This window comes from Glutamicibacter nicotianae (assembly GCF_016907615.1).
GTDB lineage: Bacteria > Actinomycetota > Actinomycetes > Actinomycetales > Micrococcaceae > Glutamicibacter > Glutamicibacter nicotianae.
This window is the reverse complement of sequence record NZ_JAFBCH010000001.1, coordinates 2,481,080-2,499,593: the sequence shown is the minus strand read 5'-3', so window position 1 is coordinate 2,499,593 and position 18,514 is coordinate 2,481,080. Positions and strand designations below refer to the sequence as shown.

13 protein-coding genes are annotated in these 18,514 nt (G+C 61.9%); 8 read left to right on the top strand and 5 right to left on the bottom strand.

Features of this window, described 5'->3' with window-relative positions:
- Positions 1-5 precede the first annotated feature (5 nt).
- The 3 genes from JOE62_RS11850 to hemL are packed head-to-tail and all read left to right on the top strand — an operon-like array spanning position 6 to position 3,157.
- Entirely contained in the window at positions 6-830 is an 825-nt protein-coding gene (locus JOE62_RS11850; protein WP_204722513.1) for a uroporphyrinogen-III synthase, read from the top strand.
- Between the two features lie 31 nt (positions 831-861).
- Entirely contained in the window at positions 862-1,845 is a 984-nt protein-coding gene (gene hemB, locus JOE62_RS11845) for a porphobilinogen synthase (RefSeq protein WP_204722512.1), read from the top strand.
- Between the two features lie 4 nt (positions 1,846-1,849).
- Positions 1,850-3,157: a glutamate-1-semialdehyde 2,1-aminomutase gene (gene hemL, locus JOE62_RS11840; protein ID WP_204722511.1), complete on the top strand. Its 1,308-nt coding sequence runs from the start codon at positions 1,850-1,852 to the stop codon at positions 3,155-3,157.
- Positions 3,158-3,342: 185 nt separating this feature from the next.
- Here the strand turns inward: hemL and JOE62_RS11835 are convergent, their stop codons facing one another.
- The 4 genes from JOE62_RS11835 to JOE62_RS11820 form a co-directional block, all read right to left on the bottom strand.
- Positions 3,343-4,191, bottom strand: a complete 849-nt coding sequence (locus JOE62_RS11835; protein ID WP_141356723.1) for a MetQ/NlpA family ABC transporter substrate-binding protein — start codon at positions 4,189-4,191, stop codon at positions 3,343-3,345.
- A gap of 102 nt (positions 4,192-4,293) precedes the next feature.
- Positions 4,294-4,959: a methionine ABC transporter permease gene (locus tag JOE62_RS11830; RefSeq protein ID WP_204722510.1), complete on the bottom strand. Its 666-nt coding sequence runs from the start codon at positions 4,957-4,959 to the stop codon at positions 4,294-4,296.
- A 3-nt stretch (positions 4,960-4,962) separates the two neighbouring features.
- Entirely contained in the window at positions 4,963-5,955 is a 993-nt protein-coding gene (locus tag JOE62_RS11825; RefSeq protein ID WP_204722509.1) for an ATP-binding cassette domain-containing protein, read from the bottom strand.
- Between the two features lie 246 nt (positions 5,956-6,201).
- The gene (locus JOE62_RS11820) at positions 6,202-6,885 is read right to left on the bottom strand and encodes a 3'-5' exonuclease (RefSeq protein WP_204722508.1); all 684 of its coding nucleotides are present in this window, start codon (positions 6,883-6,885) and stop codon (positions 6,202-6,204) included.
- A gap of 88 nt (positions 6,886-6,973) precedes the next feature.
- On the opposite strand from JOE62_RS11820, the gene JOE62_RS11815 reads away from it, so the two are divergent.
- The 3 genes from JOE62_RS11815 to JOE62_RS11805 are packed head-to-tail and all read left to right on the top strand — an operon-like array spanning position 6,974 to position 13,886.
- Positions 6,974-7,363 (top strand): MGMT family protein, encoded by a 390-nt coding sequence (locus JOE62_RS11815; protein WP_204722507.1) that lies wholly within the window; start codon positions 6,974-6,976, stop codon positions 7,361-7,363.
- Complete coding sequence (locus tag JOE62_RS11810) at positions 7,360-10,572, top strand: ATP-dependent helicase (RefSeq protein WP_204722506.1); 3,213 nt, start codon at positions 7,360-7,362, stop codon at positions 10,570-10,572. Before JOE62_RS11815 ends, JOE62_RS11810 begins: the two co-directional genes overlap by 4 nt.
- Positions 10,569-13,886: an ATP-dependent helicase gene (locus tag JOE62_RS11805; protein ID WP_204722505.1), complete on the top strand. Its 3,318-nt coding sequence runs from the start codon at positions 10,569-10,571 to the stop codon at positions 13,884-13,886. Before JOE62_RS11810 ends, JOE62_RS11805 begins: the two co-directional genes overlap by 4 nt.
- Before the next feature lie 24 nt (positions 13,887-13,910).
- Here JOE62_RS11805 and JOE62_RS11800 read toward each other — a convergent pair whose 3' ends face one another.
- Entirely contained in the window at positions 13,911-15,221 is a 1,311-nt protein-coding gene (locus JOE62_RS11800) for a phosphotransferase (RefSeq protein ID WP_204722504.1), read from the bottom strand.
- Between the two features lie 166 nt (positions 15,222-15,387).
- On the opposite strand from JOE62_RS11800, the gene nudC reads away from it, so the two are divergent.
- Positions 15,388-16,317 carry an NAD(+) diphosphatase gene (gene nudC / locus JOE62_RS11795; protein WP_204722503.1) on the top strand — a complete coding sequence of 310 codons (930 nt, stop codon included), beginning with the start codon at positions 15,388-15,390 and terminating at the stop codon, positions 16,315-16,317.
- Positions 16,314-18,437, top strand: coding sequence for a UvrD-helicase domain-containing protein (locus tag JOE62_RS11790; protein WP_204722502.1), 2,124 nt, complete (start codon positions 16,314-16,316; stop codon positions 18,435-18,437). Before nudC ends, JOE62_RS11790 begins: the two co-directional genes overlap by 4 nt.
- Positions 18,438-18,514: the final 77 nt, after the last annotated feature.

Genomic DNA, 18,514 nt, shown 5'->3' with positions numbered 1-18,514 from the left:
GGCAGATGGCCTACCAAGCACTGATCCTGCGCAACCCGGCACGCGCCGCGGCCACCGTGCAGGAATTCGAGCAGCTGGGCATCACCTCATGGTGTGCCCAGCTGATCGATACCGTCTGGCCCGAGAACCGCAGCCAGCTGCACCGCATGGGCGAAGAACTGGTGGCCGGCCGCTTCAGCTGGCTCGTGCTCACCTCGGTGAATACGGTCCATGTTGTTGCACAGGTGCTGGATGGCCGGCAGCTTCCCGCAGATCTTCGGATTGCTTCGGTAGGCCAGAAGACCACCGGCGCAATTTCCCGGCTGCTGGGCCGGTCGGTGCACTTCCAGCCGGCCGAGCAGTCTGCGGCCGGGATGGTGGCCGAATGGCGCCTGGAAGCAGGGGAGCGGATCTGCTATCCGCATGGGGACCTGGCCAGTTCCACGCTGGCTGACGGACTGGCCGAGCATCCGGTCGAGGTCAGCGAATGCATCGCCTATGAAACCGTTGATGCCGGCCGTGGCGGCCAGCCGGTCACCGAAGCCGTAGCCGTCCCGGGGATCAAGATCCTGCCGGCGGAGCAGATCGGTGCCACACTGGAAGAGCTGGACCTGGTGGTCTTCTCGGCCCCGAGCGTGGTTCGCCGCTTCATCCAGCTGGCAGGCAGCCGCTTGCCGTCCCGGACGCAGGCCATCGCCATCGGCAAGCCGACGGCCGCGGCCATGGAACGCGCCGGGCTGCCCGTGCATGCGATTTCCGCGCAGCCCACGCCGCAGGGCCTGGCCCGTGCGGCCCAAGATTTGCTCCGGCGCACCGGTCCTTCCGGTGCCGCGGAGCGTACCGCAGAATAAGAAGTTATTGAGAACTGGAGAAAGAGGAGCCATGGGTTTCCCTCAGCATCGCCCGCGCCGGTTGCGGCAGAATCCTGCGATCCGCCGTCTGGTGGCCGAAAACGAGCTTTCGGGCCGGCAGCTGATCCTGCCCGCCTTCGTGCGCGAAGGGCTGAGCCAGCCCAACGAGATCACCTCCATGCCCGGGGTCTACCAGCACACCATGGATTCGCTGAAGGCGGCCGCCAGCAACGCGGCCGAACTCGGGCTGGGCGGCATCATGCTCTTCGGCATCCCGGAGGAACGCGATGAGAACGGCTCGGCCGGAATCGACCCGCAGGGCATCCTGAACCAGGGCATCGCCGCGGTGCGCGCCGAAGTGGGGGACGAACTGGTGGTCATGTCCGACGTGTGCCTGGATGAATTCACCTCGCACGGCCACTGCGGCGTGCTCGACGAGCACGGCATCGTGGACAATGACGCCACCCTTGAAATCTATGGCCAGATGGCCGTGGCGCAGGCCGAGGCCGGCGCCCACATGCTGGGTCCCTCCGGCATGATGGACGGCCAGATCGGCGTCATCCGCCAGGCCCTGGACACTGCCGGACGCCAGGACGTCTCGATTCTCGCCTACAGCGCCAAGTACGCCAGCGCCTTCTACGGCCCCTTCCGCGAAGCCGTGGACTCCCAGCTGGTGGGGGACCGCCGGACCTACCAGATGGATTCGGCCAACCGGAGCGAAGCAGTGCTGGAAGCGGAGCTCGATATTGCCGAGGGAGCCGACATGATCATGGTCAAGCCGGCCATGAGCTACCTGGACATCGTGCGCGACATTGCCGACATCTCCCCGGTTCCCGTCTCCGCCTACCAGATTTCCGGCGAGTACTCGATGATCGAGGCCGCCGCGGCCAACGGCTGGATCGACCGCAAGGCCTCCGTGCTCGAATCGCTGCTGTCGATCAGGCGCGCCGGTGCCCAGCAGATCCTCACCTACTATGCAGCCGAAGTTGCCGGCTGGCTCAAGGAAGGCAAGTAATAGCATGTCGAACTCTGAAAAGCTCTTCGCCGAGGCCCGCGAGGTCATGCCCGGCGGCGTGAATTCCCCGGTGCGTGCCTTCGGCTCGGTCGGCGGCGTTCCTCCATTCATGGTCGGCGCCAAGGGCGCGTACCTGACCGATGCCGACGGCAAGGAATATGTCGATCTGGTCTGCTCGTGGGGTCCGGCACTGCTGGGCCACGCCCACCCGGAAATCCAGGCAGCCGTGCACGCGGCCGTGGATCGCGGCCTGTCCTTCGGCGCATCCACCCCGGATGAGGCCAAGCTCGGCGCGCTGATCAAGTCCCGCATGGGCGGGGTGGACCGCGTGCGCATGGTCTCCACCGGCACCGAAGCCACCATGACCGCGGTGCGCCTGGCTCGTGGCTACACCGGCCGCGACCTGGTCATCAAGTTCTCCGGCTGCTACCACGGCCACCTCGACGGCCTGCTGGCCGACGCGGGCTCAGGTGTTGCCACCCTGGCCCTGCCGGGTTCCGCCGGGGTCACCGCAGCCACGGCGGCAGAGACCCTGGTCCTACCCTTCAACGACCGCTCGGCCATCGAGGCAGCCTTCGCGGAGCACGGTGCGAACATCGCCGCGGTGATCACCGAATCGGCTCCGTGCAACATGGGTGTTGTCGTTCCAGAAGACGGCTTCAACAAGTTCCTGAAGGAGACCACCGCCAAGCACGGCGCACTGCTGATCCTCGACGAGGTGCTCACCGGCTTCCGCGCATCTTCCTCGGGCTACTGGGGTTTGACCGGAAAGGAAGAGGGCTGGAACGCGGACCTCTACACCTTCGGCAAGGTCATCGGAGGCGGCCTGCCTACCGCTGCCTTAGGCGGACGTGCCGAGGTCATGGACTACCTCGCTCCGCTGGGCCCGGTCTACCAGGCCGGCACCCTGTCGGGCAACCCGGTGGCCATGGCCGCCGGCATCGCCCAGCTGACCCACGCCACCGAGGACGTCTACGCGCACCTGACCAAGCAGTCCGAGGCGCTGCAGACCGCGATCACCGAGTCCTTCAACGCCGCAGGCCTGGATCACTCGATCCAGCGCGCAGGAACCTTGTTCTCGGTAGCCTTCGGCACCTCCGAGAAGGGCGTGCATAACTACGCCGATGCGCAGGGACAGGAAGTGTTCCGCTACGCACCGTTCTTCCACTCGATGCTGGACTCCGGTATTTACCTGCCGCCTAGCGTCTTCGAGGCATGGTTCGTCTCGGCAGCCCATGATGACGCGGCGATGGAGAAGATCTTCGCTGCCCTTCCAGCAGCGGCCCAAGCTGCTGCGGCCGCTACGGCTTGATCGCAGTCACCGGAACAAAAGGCTAGGCCTGGCAGGCACCGCACGGTGCCTGCCAGGCCTAGCCTTTTAATTATCGCTGTTCCATCCCGGACAACGGCGGGAAACGCGACTGCCCGAGCTCCTTGCAAGGAACTCGGGCAGTCGCGGATCACGCAGGGACTACGCCCCGTGGCTGGAGAACCGGATTAGAAAGCGGCGATAACGCTGCCGTCGGTCCAGGTCTTCTCGATGTAGTCGCGGACCTCATCGGAGTGCAGCAGCTCTTCGAGCTTCGCAATTGCAGGAGTTTCTTCACCGTCGCGCCAGGTCAGGAAGTTGGCGTTCGGGTTGTTCTCACCGGATTCCTGGGCAAGAATTTCGTCCTTGTTCAGCTTCGCCTGGACGATGAAGTTGCCGTTGATGACAGCCAGGCCGATGGAGTCATCGGACTTGTAGTACTGGACGACCTGCTCTGCGTTGGCGTCAGTGATTTCCAAGTTCAGCGGGTTCTTGTCCTTGTTGCCATTCACCGTCAGCAGGGAGTCGTCATCGCTGAGGTTCTGCAGCAGGCCAGCTTCTTCCAGTACACGCATGCCGCGGATCTGGTTCACCGGGTCGTTGTTCAGCAGCACCTTGGTGCCCTCGGCGACATCCTTCGGGTCCTGGAACTTCTTCGAGAAGACGGTCATCGGTTCCACGTGCACGCCCGCGCCGTGCGCGAACTCGTAGCCCTTTTCCTTCATTTCGGTAGCCAGGTAGGCCTCGGTCTGGAAGTAGTTGGCATCCAGCGAGCCGTCGGCAAGTCCGGTGTTCGGGGTGACGTAGTCGTCGATTTCCATGACGTCCAGGTCGATGCCGGCATCCTTGGCCAGATTCTCATCGATGAAGTTCAGGATGTCTGCCTGCGGGACCGGGCTGGCGCCCACCTTGATCACCGTAGGGTTTGCTGGATCCAAGGTAGCTGCGGTGTCTGCAGTTGGTTCGCTGCTGCCGCAAGCGGCCAGGGCGAATGCGGTGGCGACACCGGTGATGGCGAGTGCGAGTTTCTTGCGCATAACTTGTCTTTCCTTAGGTAGAGCCGTGAGGCACAATGCGAGTGGTTTGCCGCGTCCTCAGCGATTCGACGGCTCCGCCGGATCAACCGGCGGAAGTTCTAATTAGCGGTGATCAACCTTGCGGGCAATGGCATCGCCGATTACTTGCACCAGCTGGACCATGATCACGATAATCACGATGGTCGCAAGCATGATGGGCATGTTGTAGCGGACGTAGCCGTAGTTGTAGGCCAGACGGCCCAAGCCGCCGCCCCCTACCAGGCCGGCCATGGCGGAGTACCCGATCAGGGTCACCATGGTGGTGGTGACCGCCGAGATGATGCCGGGCATGGCCTCTGTAACCAGGACCTTGCGAATGGTTTGCAGCTTCGTCGAGCCCATGACCAGTGCGGCATCAACCTTGCCGCTATTGACATCGCGCAGGGCGGTTTCCACCAGGCGGGCAAAGAACGGGATGGTGCCGATAGTCAATGACACGGAGGCGGCGATCGGGCCCAGCGCGGTGCCGATGAGCATCGCGGCGAATGGGATCAGGGCAACCATCAGGATGGCGAATGGGATGGAACGGGTGATGTTCACGATCACCGTGGAGAGAATCGCGTTCAGCCAGCGCACGGGCGCCAGTCCGCCCTTGCCGGTCACATGCAGCAAAATGCCCAGCAGAAGGCCGATGACGACGGTGATCACACCAGAAATCACTACCATCTGCAGGGTTTCGACGGTCGCTTGGCCAACGGCCTTGAGCACGGTGGGGGTGAAGAAATCCATTGCTTACTTGGCTCCCTTCACGGTGACGGCGATGCCGCCGGACTTCAGGTGGTTCACGATTGCCTCCAGGTCCGCGTCGGGAGCCAGTTGCAGGCGAAGGTGCGCGTACTGCTGCTGGCCGAGCTGCTCAACGGATCCAGCCAAGACATTGACATCGGTGTTGAACATGCGCGAAATGGAAGAGATGACCGGCTGGGTCGCCTGGTCGCCGGTGTAGAGCAGGTCGAGGATCGGGCCCTCGCCTTCCACACGCGGTGCATCGCCCGGAAGCGGGAGCAAAGTGGAAGCCAGGCTTCCTGCGGCGTTGGTAATGACCTGCTCGATGTTGCCGTGCTCCACGATCTTGCCGGCTTCAAGCAGCGAGACGGAATCGCAGGCCTGCTTCACGACATGCATTTCGTGGGTAATGATCAGCACGGTGATATTCAATCGATCGCGCAGCTTCTTGACCAAATCGAGAATTTCGTCGGTGGTCTTCGGATCCAAGGCACTGGTTGGCTCATCGCAGAGCAGGACATCCGGATCAGTTGCCAACGCCCGGGCGATGCCCACGCGCTGGCGCTGGCCACCGGATAGCTGGGATGGGTAGCCCTTGGCGAACTTGGACAGCCCCACGAGCTCCAGTAGTTCGGCGACCTTGGCGTCGATTTCCGCCTTGGCCGTGCCGACAAGCTCCAGCGGGTAGGCCACGTTCTGCTCGGTGGTGCGCGAATCGAAGAGGTTCGCGTGCTGGAACACCATGCCAATTCGACGCCGCGCGTTCCGCAACTCGTCGGGGCTGACGTTGGTCAGCTCCTTGCCGTTAACGGCGACGGTGCCGGAGGTGGGCTTGTCGAGCAAGGTCAAGCAGCGGACGAGAGTGGATTTACCCGCTCCGGAGTGTCCGACAATGCCATGAATTTTCCCGGTAGGGACTTCAAGGCTGACACCATCAAGGGCAACAACATCTTTGCCGTCTTGCTGGTAGACCTTGCGTAGGTCACTAACTGTGATCACTAGGCGTGTTCCTTCAGATTCTCATAGGGTGTAGAGAGTACCCTCTATTGAACCACTATCGAACAAAATCGCCCGAATCAAGGGAAAACCTCGGTCAAGATTCTTAGTATGAGGACTTAGTAGGCAAGCCTTCGAATATAATTTGCTGAATTGTGACAGAAAATGAACGATTGACTTCCACATAGTGGTCACCGCACCCAGCGAGACCTACGTGAAGTGGCACACAGTAAGCAGAATCTCTCGAGGTTACGATTCCGTGATGGGCCACGCACCATCGACAACCGCTTCGGGCTTCGTCTTGCGCAGGTACTCCTGGAAACTTTCGGCCTGCTCTTTCGCCCAGCCAATCTGCCAGCCGTGCAGGACCATCGGATCCACTTGCAACTGCGGGTAGCGTTCTCCCAGCTGGCGGGCGACCTCGACGCAGGCGATGGCATCAGCCAGAGACGTGTGCGCGTTTTCAAGGACTACACCGTAGAACTCGCATGCCGCAGCCAGGGTGCGCTTGCCCTTGCGGAATTTGTCGACCTGCTTGTCAATGATGAACGGATCGATCACATTGCCCGGGAAGAACGGTTCAAGGTCGTAGCGAACGGCTTCGCTATAGAGCACCGAAAAATCATAAGAAGCGTTGAATGCAACAATCGGCGCTTGCTCAGACGCGAACTTCAGCAAATTCAAGATCTCCTGCACCGACTGTTTCGCCGGGGCGCCTTCGGCACGAGCCTTCTCGGTAGAGATTCCGTGAACTGCGGCTGCAGCCTCCGGGATCTCGACCCCGGGGTTCACCAGCCACTCGCGGTTGTTCACCACCTTGCCCTCAGCGTCGAGCAGCACCACCGAAGCGGTCACGATGCGAGCCGTATCGGTATCAACGCCAGTAGTTTCCAGATCAAAGCCAATCGCCAGGCCCTTATGCCATTCAGTCATGGATACAACGCTACAGCCAACGCATGACAGGACAACCCCGCGCATTGCGTGTTGTGGAGGACTGCAAGCTAATTGGCAGAATAGGGCTATGACATCTGACGCAGCCGAAAAGCCTCTGGACTATTCCGAGGCGGTGCATCGACTCGCGGCGATGGTCCCCGCCGGTGCGGTGATCAGCTACAAGGACGTAGCGGAACTACTCGGTAGCGGCGGAGCACGCCAGGCCGGCAAAGCGATGGCCAGCGCTCCGGCCGGGACGCCGTGGTGGCGGATCATCCGTTCCAACGGTTCCCTGACCGAGGCACTTGCCGAAGCGGCGGAACAGCACTGGATTTCCGAAGGGCTGGCCGTGCCAGGCCGGCACGTGAACATGACCAAAAACCGCTGGAACCCCAGCGAAACGGCCTGGGGAAAAATAGATGCTCTTCGTTCCGCGCTGGGCAACCCCAAAATGTCCGAGATGGATGATCAACTATGAGTATGGAAGAAACCCGAACCCAGTCCCGAGAGGACACCGCCAAGCTGCGCGGCTACCTGCATTCGGTGAAAAGCCCGGTGCTGGTCACCGGGGCGCCGGGTACGGGAAAAACCAGCCTACTCATCGATACCGCGGTTGCGCACCTGGACACCGGCCTTGACCCGCAGTCCCTGCTGATCATCGGCCCAACTCGACTGACCGCAGCCTCGATCCGCGACGAGCTCAGCCGCCGAGCCGAGCGGACCTTCACCGAACCGGTAGTCCGCACCTGGTCGGCCTATGCCTTCGACTTGATCCGCCGCGCCCGCGTCGAAGGACTCTTGCCCCAGCTTGAACGGGTTCCCCGGCTGCTCTCCGGACCGGAACAGGACACACTGATCGGGCACCTGCTGGAAGGGCATGCCGCGGGGCTCACCGAAGGGCCGCCGTGGCCAAGCGAGCTGGCGCTGGCAGTGGAGACTCGCGGCTTCCGCAAGGAGATCCGCGAGTTCTTCGACCGTGTCTCCGAGCTCGGATTGGAACCTGCCGACATCGCTGACCTCGGCCAGAAAGCCAACCGTCCCGAATGGCACGCTGCGGCACTGTTCTACCAGGAATACCGCGACCTGCTGGATTTGGGCAGCGCCGAGGCATTCGACCCGGCCGGGCTGATTACCCGTGCGGCGGAAATCCTGGAAGACAACGAGGCGTTCCTGCACGCAGAGCAGGATCGGCTGGCCCTGATCCTCGTGGACGACCTGCAAGAAGCCACCCTGTCGCAGCACCGCTTGCTGGCGCTGCTCGGCAAGGACCGCGCGCTGGTTGCCTTCGCGGCACCCGACAGCGTAGTCCAGGGATTCCGCGGTGCACGCACCGATGAATTGCACCGTTTTGCGCAGAATTACGCGAGCACTGGCGAAGCAACGAGCCTTGAATTGACCCATGGTTATCGCATGTCTGGACCGATTACCGAGGCCTGGCAACGCATCGTCAGTCGCATACCGCTGGCAGCAGGCTTGAGCGGACGGGCCATCGAGTCGATGAATACCCCGGAGCATGCGCTCTGCGAGTCGTTGGTCTTCGAGAATTCCACCCTGGAAGAACGGTTCATCGCCCAGCGGATCGTGCAGCTGAACCTCTACGAAAACCGCAGCCTCGCAGATATCGCGATCGTGGTGCGCAACGGTTCGCAGGTGCGATCCTTCAGTCGCTTTCTCGAGGGCCAGGGAATCGGCGTGCAAGTGCCACCGGCTGAAATCCCATTAAAGGACGAGGGCGCGGTCCGCCCTCTGCTTGACCTGTTGTCTTTGGCATTCAGCGATTCCGTCGCCGACGATCCGCTGCTGATGCAGAACCTGCTGCTCTCGCGCTACGGGATGAGCACCGCCTTGGAAATCCGGCGTATCCGCCAGCTTTTGCGCCAGCAGGAAGCCGCGGCAGGAGGCCGCCGCTCCAGCCAGGAACTGCTTGAAGCCTGCCTGCGTGAACCGGCAATGGCCGAGAATTTGGGAAAGCCGGGGTACGGGCTGCAGCGCCTGTTGAAAATGTACGCTGCCCTGCAAGCGGAACTGGCCAGCGGAACCGCTACACCGGAAACAGCGCTCTGGGCGATGTGGGAAGCTTCGGGCCGTGAAAAAGCCTGGCGCGATGAGGCCCTGGCGGCTGGTACTGCCGCCCGCCGGGCAGATCATGACCTGGACGCTGTCCTGTCCCTGTTCCAAGCCGCAGAACGTTTCGTGGACCAGCTTCCCGGAGCCAGCGTCCAGCAGTTCATTGGGCACATCCTGCACCAGGAACTGCCCATGGACTCATTGGCCACCCGTGCCGCCGGTGGCCAAACCGTCACGGTGCTCACCACCGCGGCAGCCGCAGGAAAGCAGTGGCCGGTGGTGTTCATTCCCGGGCTGCAGGAGGGTTCCTGGCCCAACCTGCGGCTTCGCGGCGAGCTGCTCGGTTCCAACGCGCTCGCTGATGCCGCCGAGCACGGCATTAATTTCCTGGCCACTCGAACGCCAACGCATCTGGTGCGCCAAATCCGCAACGACGAATTGCGCTCCTTCAGCAATGCCGTCTCCCGTGCCGCCGACCAGCTGATCTGCACTGCGGTGGACAACGAGGACAGCCAGCCATCCTCCTTCCTGGACCTGGTCGAGCCGCCGGGGCCAGAAGGCAGAAAGCCCACTGCGGTTCCGCGCATCCGCTCGCTTCCGACCCTGGTGGCTGAGCTGCGCAGCACCGCCGAAAGTGCCAAGGCGGCAAGCCTCGGGGCAGTGCCGGCCCCGGACGATGCCGATGCGCAGAGCCTGTACTACGATGCCGCTCATGTGCTGGGGCGCCTGGCACTCGCGCAACCTCCTGTGCGCGGAGCGCATCCCGACTCCTGGTGGGGACTGCGCGAGCTGTCCACCCAAGGCCCGGTGATTCCGGAGGGCCAGCCCCGGAGGGTATCGCCGTCCAAGGTGGAAACCCTGGTCAAATCTCCACTGAACTGGTTCGTGCAAAGCGCCGGCGGCACCGCCGCCCACGATTTCGCTGCTTCCTTGGGCAGCCTGATCCACTCCATTGTCGAAGAGCACCCCGAGGCCAGCGGACACGAATATGAGCAGATCCTCCAGCAGCGCTGGCCCGAATTGGAAAAACTGGAAAACTGGGAAGGTCAACGGGACTTCGACCGTGCCAACGCCATGCTCAAGAAATTCGCCGCCTACTGCATCACCATGCGCCAGGAAGGACGCGCATTGGTGGCCCGGGAAATGCCATTCCAGCTGGAGATGCCCGCCCCTGGCGGCACGCAGATCCAGCTTCGGGGAATCATTGACCGAGTGGAAGCCGGCGCCGACGGCAAGGTGCGGGTCGTGGACCTGAAAACCGGGTCCACCGCGCCAACCAAGGACGCGACCTTGGAGCACCCGCAGCTGGGCGTCTACCAAACCGCGATCCAGCTGGGCGCCTTGCAAGAGCACGAGGAAACTGCAGGGCTTTCCGACGAGCCGGCCGGAGCGTCCTTGGTCTACGTGGGTACCAGCACCAAGAACGCCTCGGTGCGAGAGCAACCCTCCATCGGCGAAGCGGACTGGGCCCGCACGCTCATCTTCGAAGCCGCCGCCCTGATGGGCAACAGCGAATTCATCACTCGGCACGTTTCGGGAGCCGCCGGGATCCTCGGCAACTGCACGCTGCCTGAAATCTGCCCGTTATGCGCCCAAGGACGACAGGTCACCGAACCATGAGCAATATCAGATTCACCCCGGAAGAGCTCTCAGCAGCGCTCGGCGAGCAATTCCCGCCCACCGCCCAACAGGCCGAAATTGTCGCCGCGCCGCTGGAACCCATGCTGGTCATCGCAGGCGCCGGCTCGGGCAAGACCAAGACCATGGCGGACAAAGTCGTCTGGCTGGTTGCCAACCAGCTGGTCAGACCGGAAGAAATCCTCGGCGTGACCTTCACTCGAAAGGCCGCGGGAGAGCTGTCGGTCCGCATCCGCGCCAAGATCGCCCAATTGGTGTCCACCGGGCTGCTCAGTGCCGAAGAAACCCGCGACTTCCTAGATCCTGCGGTATCCACCTACCACTCCTACGCCAACACGCTGGTCCAGGACCATGGGCTGCGACTTGGCATTGAGGAAGACAGCGCCTTGCTTGGTGCGGCCCAGTCTTGGCAGGTGGCGCACTCGGTGCTGGAAAGGTACACCGGCAATTACGAGCATCTGAATAGCGCCACGAGCACGTTGATTGATGCCATCGTCTCCTTCAGTTCCGAAGCATCCGAGCACCTGGTCACCGCACCACAGGCGCACCAGTGGATCGATCAGCTGGTGGCACGCCTGCGTAGCCTGCCGATGGACGCAGAAAAGCCGAAGAAGCCGACCCAGGCAGCCCTCAAGCTCATCGACAAGCTGGCCTCGCGTGCCACCATCGCCGAGCTTGCAGAGGAGTACGCACAGGAAAAGAAGCGTCTGGGCGTGATGGACTATGGCGATTTGGTCGCCCACGCGGCGCGTATCGCACAAGAGGTGCCGGCGGCCGCGCTCGCCGAACGGGTGAGCCACAAGGTGGTGCTGCTCGATGAATTCCAAGATACCTCGCACGCGCAGATGGTGCTCTTCTCGCAACTCTACGGCGAGGGCCATCCGGTCACCGCAGTAGGCGATCCCAACCAGTCCATCTACGGATTCCGCGGGGCCAGTGCCGGACAGCTGTTCCGCTTCCCCGAGGTCTTCCCGATTGCCAGGGACACCGGCCGGGAAGTTGCCCACGTCAAGCATCTGACTATCGCATGGCGCAACACCGTGAACGTGCTCGCCGCGGCGAATAGCATCACCGCAGGCGGGCCGCAGCATCAGGGGCCGGTCTCGGTCAAGCCATTGGATTCCTCGGCGCATGCCAAGCCCGGACGGGTGGTGCTCAACCGTTGCGCCACGGTGCGCGAAGAGGCGGAAGCCATTGCCGACATGATTGTTGCCGAGAACCGGTCATCTGCCGAGCCGAAAACCAGTGCAGTGCTCTCGCGCAATCGCACCCAGTTGACCATCATGGGCGAAGTGCTCGCTGAACGCGGCATCAAGTACCAGCTCGTGGGACTTTCGGGATTGCTCAGCACCCCTGAGCTCACCGACCTGGTCGCATGCCTGCACGTGCTGGTGGACCCGCTGCGCTCGGATAAGCTCATGCGCCTGCTGGCCGGAGCCCGCTGGCGCCTGGGCGCCTCCGACCTGATGGCTTTCGCTGATTGGTCCCGCCAGCTGGAACGGCGACGGGCCCGCGGCCTGCAGCCTGATCCGGCAGAAGGCGAAGAAACGCGAAGCCCGGACGAAGCAGCCGCTGAAGCTGCCCGCGCCGAACTCAACGATGCGGCAAGCCTCGTCGAAGCCTTGGACTTCTTGCCCAAGGAAGGATGGAGAAGCAATGAAGGACGGAGCATCAGCGCAGCCGGCTACGAACGGCTGGTTGCCTTGCGCGATGAACTGGCAAGCCTCCGGCTGCTGGCCAATGATGACCTGGAGACCCTGATTCGCGAGACCGAACGCGCCATGAACCTGGACATCGAGGTGGCAGCCCGCCCGTGGATTACCCGCGACAAGGCACGGGCCAATCTCGATGCCTTCGCCGATGTGGTGCGCGAATACTGCCGCAATGCGCCACGTGTCGAGCTGGCTGGATTCCTGATGTGGCTGGAACAGGCCGCCGAAAAGGAAAAAGGGCTCCCGTTGCCCAGCGAAGATGCGGATCCAGCCGCTGTCCAATTGCTGACGGTCCACGCTTCCAAGGGATTGGAATGGGACATCGTGGCGGTGATGACCCTGAACGAAGGGGTGTTCCCGGGTGCCAAGTCGGATCGCTGGACCAGCGGCGACAAGGCGCTGCCCTGGGAAATCCGTGGCGATGCCCGCGACTTGCCTCAATGGGACACCGAGCAGCCGGCCCTGAAGGAGCTGCTGGAAGCCGAATCGATCTTCAAGGACCAGGTCGAGGACCACCATATTGCCGAGGAACGCCGCCTGGCCTATGTCGCGGTAACCCGTGCCAAGTCCTTGCTGATTTGCAGCAGCAGCGTCTGGACGAGCACTCGGACCAAGCCCACCGAGGCTTCGGAATTCTTCAACTGCCTGCTTCCGCTGGCCGAAGGCGAAGACCCCCAGGCTGAAATCGGCGTCTGGGTGAAGGATGAGGAAGCTCCGGAGCAAAACCCGAGCACGTTGACACCCTTGGAAGCGCTGTGGCCCTACGACCCGTTGGAAGGCCCCGTGGTCACCGGGGGAGTGCAGAAGACTCCCTACCCGTACTCACGCCGCGAAATCATTGCGGATGTGGCGGAGGATCTTGAATCCATTCCAGCCGACTATGAGCCGTTGACCGGTATTGGCCAGCAGTGGGCTGAAGAAGCGGAGAAACTTCTTGGCCAGCGCGCGTTCCTGGCTGCGCGTGAACGCAGCATCGAGGTACCAGAGCATGTGCGAGCGTCGTTGTTCGTCGAGCTGGCCGAAGATCCGGTGGGCGTACTCGAAAACCTTCGGCGCCCGGTGCCACGTCGCCCAGGCCTGGCGGCACGGCGCGGTACCGCGTTCCATGCCTGGATCGAGGAGTTCTACGAGAAGACCTCCATGCTGGATTTGGGAGACCTGCAGGAACAGGCAGATGGCTATCTTGACGATGCACTGGACCTCGAATCAATGAAGGAAGCGTTCCTGGGCAGCGAATGGTCCAAGCTGCAGCCCGCCTACGTCGAGGTGCCCTTGGAGACCCGTGTGGGTCCGGTCGCTGTGCGTGGCCGCATAGATGCCGTCTTCCAGATGGATGACGGGACCTGGCTGATGCTGGACTGGAAAACCGGCCGGGTTCCCAGCGGCAAGGATTTGAAGAGCAAGCTGGTCCAGCTCGCCGTGTATCGCTTGGGCTGGTCACGACTGCACGGAATCCCGCTGGGGGAGATCAAGGCCGCCTTTTACTATGTGTCGGCGGGCATCACGATCCATGCGGAGCATCTCTCCGATGAACAAGAACTGGAACAGATGATCAGCAGCGCATTCGAAGGGCTCAACGGCTAGTGGCCGGAGGATGCTGGGAATTGCCTACTTCCCGGCATCCTTGGCAGGCTCGTTCTCGTCTTGAGCGGGCTTCTGCGCGTCGGCTGTGCCATCCGCAGACGACTGTGCTTCCGCTGCCTCTTTCTCCTGATCGGAGGGCTTTTGCGCGGGCTCCTGCTTGGATGGGGTGCTGCTATCTGAACCAGCATCATCAGCATCCGCTGTTGGCTGATCCGCAGATTCTCCGGAATCCTGCTGCTCCTGTGGCGATGCGCCCTGGGGCGTTGCGGACTTCGGCGGTTCGGCAGCCAGGGCAGTGACCTTGTCGGTATTGATGCTCGGGGCGCTGATGGCCACCGGCTTTTCCGGAACCGTCTGGGACGAAGTTTCCGGCTGGGCAGCCAACGGACGCGGTGCCTCCACGACCGACAACGGCTGGCCGCCGTACTCGGCAATGTTCTGGTCCAGTTCTCGAAGCATCTCCTCGGCCTCGGCGATGCGTTCGTAGTCCTTGGAATCCAAGGACTTCACCAGCCACTGCGCCAACGCGAATTCCGCCGCCAGCGCGGCGCGGCGCATAATGTGCGGATCGGCGGCCTTGCCGCGAGCTTCGACGTAGGCGGAGAACACGCGCTCGCTGAAGCTCTGGTCTTCGATGGCCGAAAGCCAAGCGAAGTCATCTGCTGGGTCGCCGACATGCAAATCGGTCCACCCCTTGACCGCAGTGATGCTGGAATGCGAAATCTGCAACTGCTCTTCATCGAAATCACCGTGAACTACGGCAGCGTTGAAACGCCACAGTGCCACGTCCTCCATGGCGTGTTCCCAGCGGCGCAGTAAACGGCTTGGCACCTTGCCGGTCGCCGCGGCGGTATCCAGCTCGTTGAGCTTGCGCTGGCGAATCTCGTCGGCCGTGTAGGTCGGCAACCCTGCAACTTCGACTGCTTCATCGGGAATCTGGTGGATGGCAGCCATGCAATTGCCCAAGGATTTGGCCAGGTTGCTGCCCACATCAACCAGTTCGTCGAGGCTCGGAACATGGCCTGGCATGTCCTTGTAGACAAAGGTGCGCAGTGGACCCTGCCGCACGGTACCCGCTACTGCTGGCAAGGAAAAAGGCAGTGAAGCGCGGACCTTGGCTGAAAAAGCGCGCAAAGCCGAGAGTTCGGCTTCCAAGCGCATGCTTGCTTCGTCGTGGCGAGGTGAACGGACGCGCCAGCGATGCTTGAGTGCGTCGACGACCAATGCTGAGTCAAAGTCTTCCGCATCGTCGGACAGCGCCGCGAAGCCAACCGGGGTCAATCCGGGGACGGCAGCGGTGGCAATTGCGGCGAGTTCCATGGCAGTGCGTTTCACAAGTTCCACCGTATGCGAGATTCTCTTTTCTATCGTTGAATGACGCACGGAATATGGCGGGATTCACCGGCAACGTCCAGAGTTGCGATGAATCTCATTCATCAACTGCAATCCACAATGAGAATGCATCAGGATTCTGGGGTGCGATGTGCATTAGGTTAGAGGTATGGCTCTGGCAGAAACTTATCGAACCCCGCTTACCGGACTTCACTTCGGGCAGTCGCTGATCGAGCGACCGCTGACCGAAAAGCAGGATCCGATGCTTTTGCCGGACCTGTTGAATCAGCCCAGTACCAAGGTGCTGCTGATCAGTGGCGGTGGCGCGGCAACTTCCGGAGCTGAACTCTTCTTCCTCGACGGAACGCAGTATCTTGCGAAAGACTCCGAGCGCCAGGTGTATTTGGGGCGTGCGGCAGGCACCGAATACGTGCTGGCTATCGTTGATGCCGAAGATTATGCCACCAGTGGTATTGACCGCTGGATGACCTTGCGTGAAGGTTTCACCGTGCTCAGCGAACTGCATGCAGAACTTTTCGTGGAAGCGCAAGCGATCGCCAACTGGATTCGTTCGGAGAAGTTTTGTCCGCGTTGCGGATCGCCAGTCATGGCAGCCACCTTCGGCTGGGGCCAGCGCTGCGTAGAGAATGACCACGAGCTTTTTGCACGCACCGACCCGGCCATCATTGCCTCGGTGATAGACAGCCAAGATCGACTGCTGCTGGGATCCAATGCCACCTTCAAACACCGGATGTATTCGGTGCTGGCAGGATTCGTCGAGGCTGGCGAGTCCCTGGAGTCTGCGGTGCGTCGCGAGATTTATGAGGAATCCGGCGTGCGCGTTGGCGAGGTCGCCTACCGTGGTTCCCAGCCCTGGCCAATGCCGCGTTCGCTGATGCTTGGTTTCGCGGCTGAGGCCTTGAGCGAAGAGCTGGTTCCTGACGGCGCAGAAATCATGGACCTTCACTGGTTCACACGAGCTGAACTGCGTGAAGCCCTGGAATCAGGAACAATAGATATACCGCGTGGAGTCTCGATAGCCCACGCATTGATCCGTACCTGGTACGGCGAACCCCTTCCGGAGGCCCTGAGCAAGTGACCGAATACGACAATCCGCCAGCAATCGATTTGCTAGCGGGACTGGATGCTGAACAGCGGCAAGCAGCAGAAACCCTCAGCGGTCCACTGTGTATTCTGGCAGGTGCAGGAACCGGAAAGACCAGAGCCATTACCCACCGGATTGCCTACGGCGTGCATACCGGCATCTACAACCCGACCAGCGTTCTGGCCCTGACCTTCACCACTCGTGCTGCCGCGGAAATGCGCACCCGCTTGCGCCAGCTCGGCGCCCCCGGCGTGCAGACGCGAACGTTCCACGCGGCAGCCTTGCGCCAGCTGCAGTACTTCTGGCCGCAGGCCATAGGCGGAACCCTGCCGAACCTGGTTGAGCACAAGGCCCCGTTGATCGCAGAAGCAGCGCGTCGCCTGCGCATTTCCAGCGACCGTGCCATGGTCCGAGATCTTGCTGCCGAAATCGAGTGGGCCAAGGTGTCCATGCAGACCCCTGAGAGCTATGCCAAGATCGCATCCTCCCGCGAACTGCCCAACGGTCTTGAAGCAGTCAGCATGGCTCGAATCTTCCAGACCTACGAAGAGCTTAAAGATGACCGCGGAGTGATCGACTTCGAGGATGTGCTTCTCCTGACCATTGCGATTCTGGAAGACAATGAAAAAGTCGCAGCCAGCGTACGCCAGCAGTACCGCCATTTTGTCGTGGACGAGTACCAGGACGTTTCGCCGCTGCAGCAACGGCTGCTGGATCTCTGGCTCGGACAGCGCAACGAGCTGTGCGTGGTGGGCGATGCCTCCCAGACCATTTACTCGTTCACCGGTGCACGCCCTGACTACTTGCTGAACTTCAGCGCACGCTTCCCGGAAGCGAAAGTCGTGAAGCTGGTCCGCGATTACCGTTCCACTCCTGAAGTGGTCAACTTGGCCAATAAGGTGCTGGCTAATCGGCGCATTGAATCCCAGGTCCCAGACCGCCACGTCATCTGGCCAGAACCGCTGGAACTCATCGCGCAACGCGACCACGGTCCAGCGCCCGAATTCTTTGAAGCGACTGACGACGAGAACGAAGCTGATGAAGTCGCGCAGCGGATCAAGCAGCTGCTCAAAAATGGCCAAGACATTTCCGAAATTGCCATCCTGTACCGGACCAACGGACAGTCCCAGGCTTTCGAACAGGCCCTGACGGGACATTCCATTCCCTATGTGATGCGTGGCGCAGAACGATTCTTCTCCCGCCGCGAGGTGAAGGAAGGCATGCTCGCGCTGCGGGCCGGATTGAGTGTGGCCGCAGATACTCCGGTTGCTCAGACGGTACGCGATATCCTTTCCTCGCATGGCTACTCGCTCAACGCTCCCAGCGGTGGCACCGGTGCAGTGCGCCAGCGTTGGGAGTCGATGTCGGCACTGGTTCGGCTGGCCGATGAAGTCGTTGCATTCAAGAAAGAGCAGGACATCGATGCCACGCTGCACGACGTGGTCAAGGAGCTCGAAGACCGTGCGGCGATCCAGCACGCGCCGACGCTTGATGGCGTCACCTTGGCGTCCTTCCACGCGGCAAAGGGTTTGGAATGGGATGCCGTATTCCTTGTCGGGTTGAACGAAGGCTTGGTCCCGATTTCCTATGCCAAGGATCAAGCGGGTTTCGACGAAGAACGGCGCTTGCTGTACGTGGGCATTACCCGTGCACGGAAGCACCTGTACCTGTCCTGGTCGCTTGCCAGGACACCGGGTGGACGTGCGCACCGTTACCCATCGCGATTCCTGGATGGGATTAAATCGGTACGCCAAGCCAGCAGCAGGCAGCAGACCAGCTACCGCAAGCGAGAGCAGAAAATCACGCCCGCGGTCTGCACGACCTGCGGCTCGTTCTTGACCAGTGCCAAGGAGCGGAAGCTCAAGCGTTGCGCCTCATGCCCGGCTGCTTATGACGAGGCCCTGTTCGAGGACTTGCGTGAATGGCGTTCGGAAGTCGCCCAGTCCAATGCGGTCCCGGCTTTCGTCATCTTCACCGATGCAACACTCATGTCCATCGCGGAGCACCAGCCGGATTCAATCCAGGGGCTGTCGAAGATTCCAGGAGTGGGACGCAGCAAGCTTGAACGATATGGCGAGGGAGTATTGGCGGTCGTTGGCGAGCGCCGCGCCTAGGTTCTCCACAACCGGTGTACCGGAGGCGAAGTGCTTCAGGGCCCGGGCTTAGCTTAATGAGATGACTGAGTGGGTGG

What these genes read in the sequence shown, in the direction of transcription:
- JOE62_RS11805 (WP_204722505.1), top strand. Translation starts at nt 10,569, where the DNA reads ATGAGCAATATCAGATTCACCCCGGAAGAGCTCTCAGCAGCGCTCGGC.
- JOE62_RS11810 (WP_204722506.1), top strand. Translation starts at nt 7,360, where the DNA reads ATGAGTATGGAAGAAACCCGAACCCAGTCCCGAGAGGACACCGCCAAG.
- hemL (WP_204722511.1), top strand. Translation starts at nt 1,850, where the DNA reads ATGTCGAACTCTGAAAAGCTCTTCGCCGAGGCCCGCGAGGTCATGCCC.
- JOE62_RS11830 (WP_204722510.1), bottom strand. Translation starts at nt 4,959, where the DNA reads ATGGATTTCTTCACCCCCACCGTGCTCAAGGCCGTTGGCCAAGCGACC.
- JOE62_RS11815 (WP_204722507.1), top strand. Translation starts at nt 6,974, where the DNA reads ATGACATCTGACGCAGCCGAAAAGCCTCTGGACTATTCCGAGGCGGTG.
- nudC (WP_204722503.1), top strand. Translation starts at nt 15,388, where the DNA reads ATGGCTCTGGCAGAAACTTATCGAACCCCGCTTACCGGACTTCACTTC.
- JOE62_RS11820 (WP_204722508.1), bottom strand. Translation starts at nt 6,885, where the DNA reads ATGACTGAATGGCATAAGGGCCTGGCGATTGGCTTTGATCTGGAAACT.
- JOE62_RS11850 (WP_204722513.1), top strand. Translation starts at nt 6, where the DNA reads ATGGCCTACCAAGCACTGATCCTGCGCAACCCGGCACGCGCCGCGGCC.
- hemB (WP_204722512.1), top strand. Translation starts at nt 862, where the DNA reads ATGGGTTTCCCTCAGCATCGCCCGCGCCGGTTGCGGCAGAATCCTGCG.
- JOE62_RS11835 (WP_141356723.1), bottom strand. Translation starts at nt 4,191, where the DNA reads ATGCGCAAGAAACTCGCACTCGCCATCACCGGTGTCGCCACCGCATTC.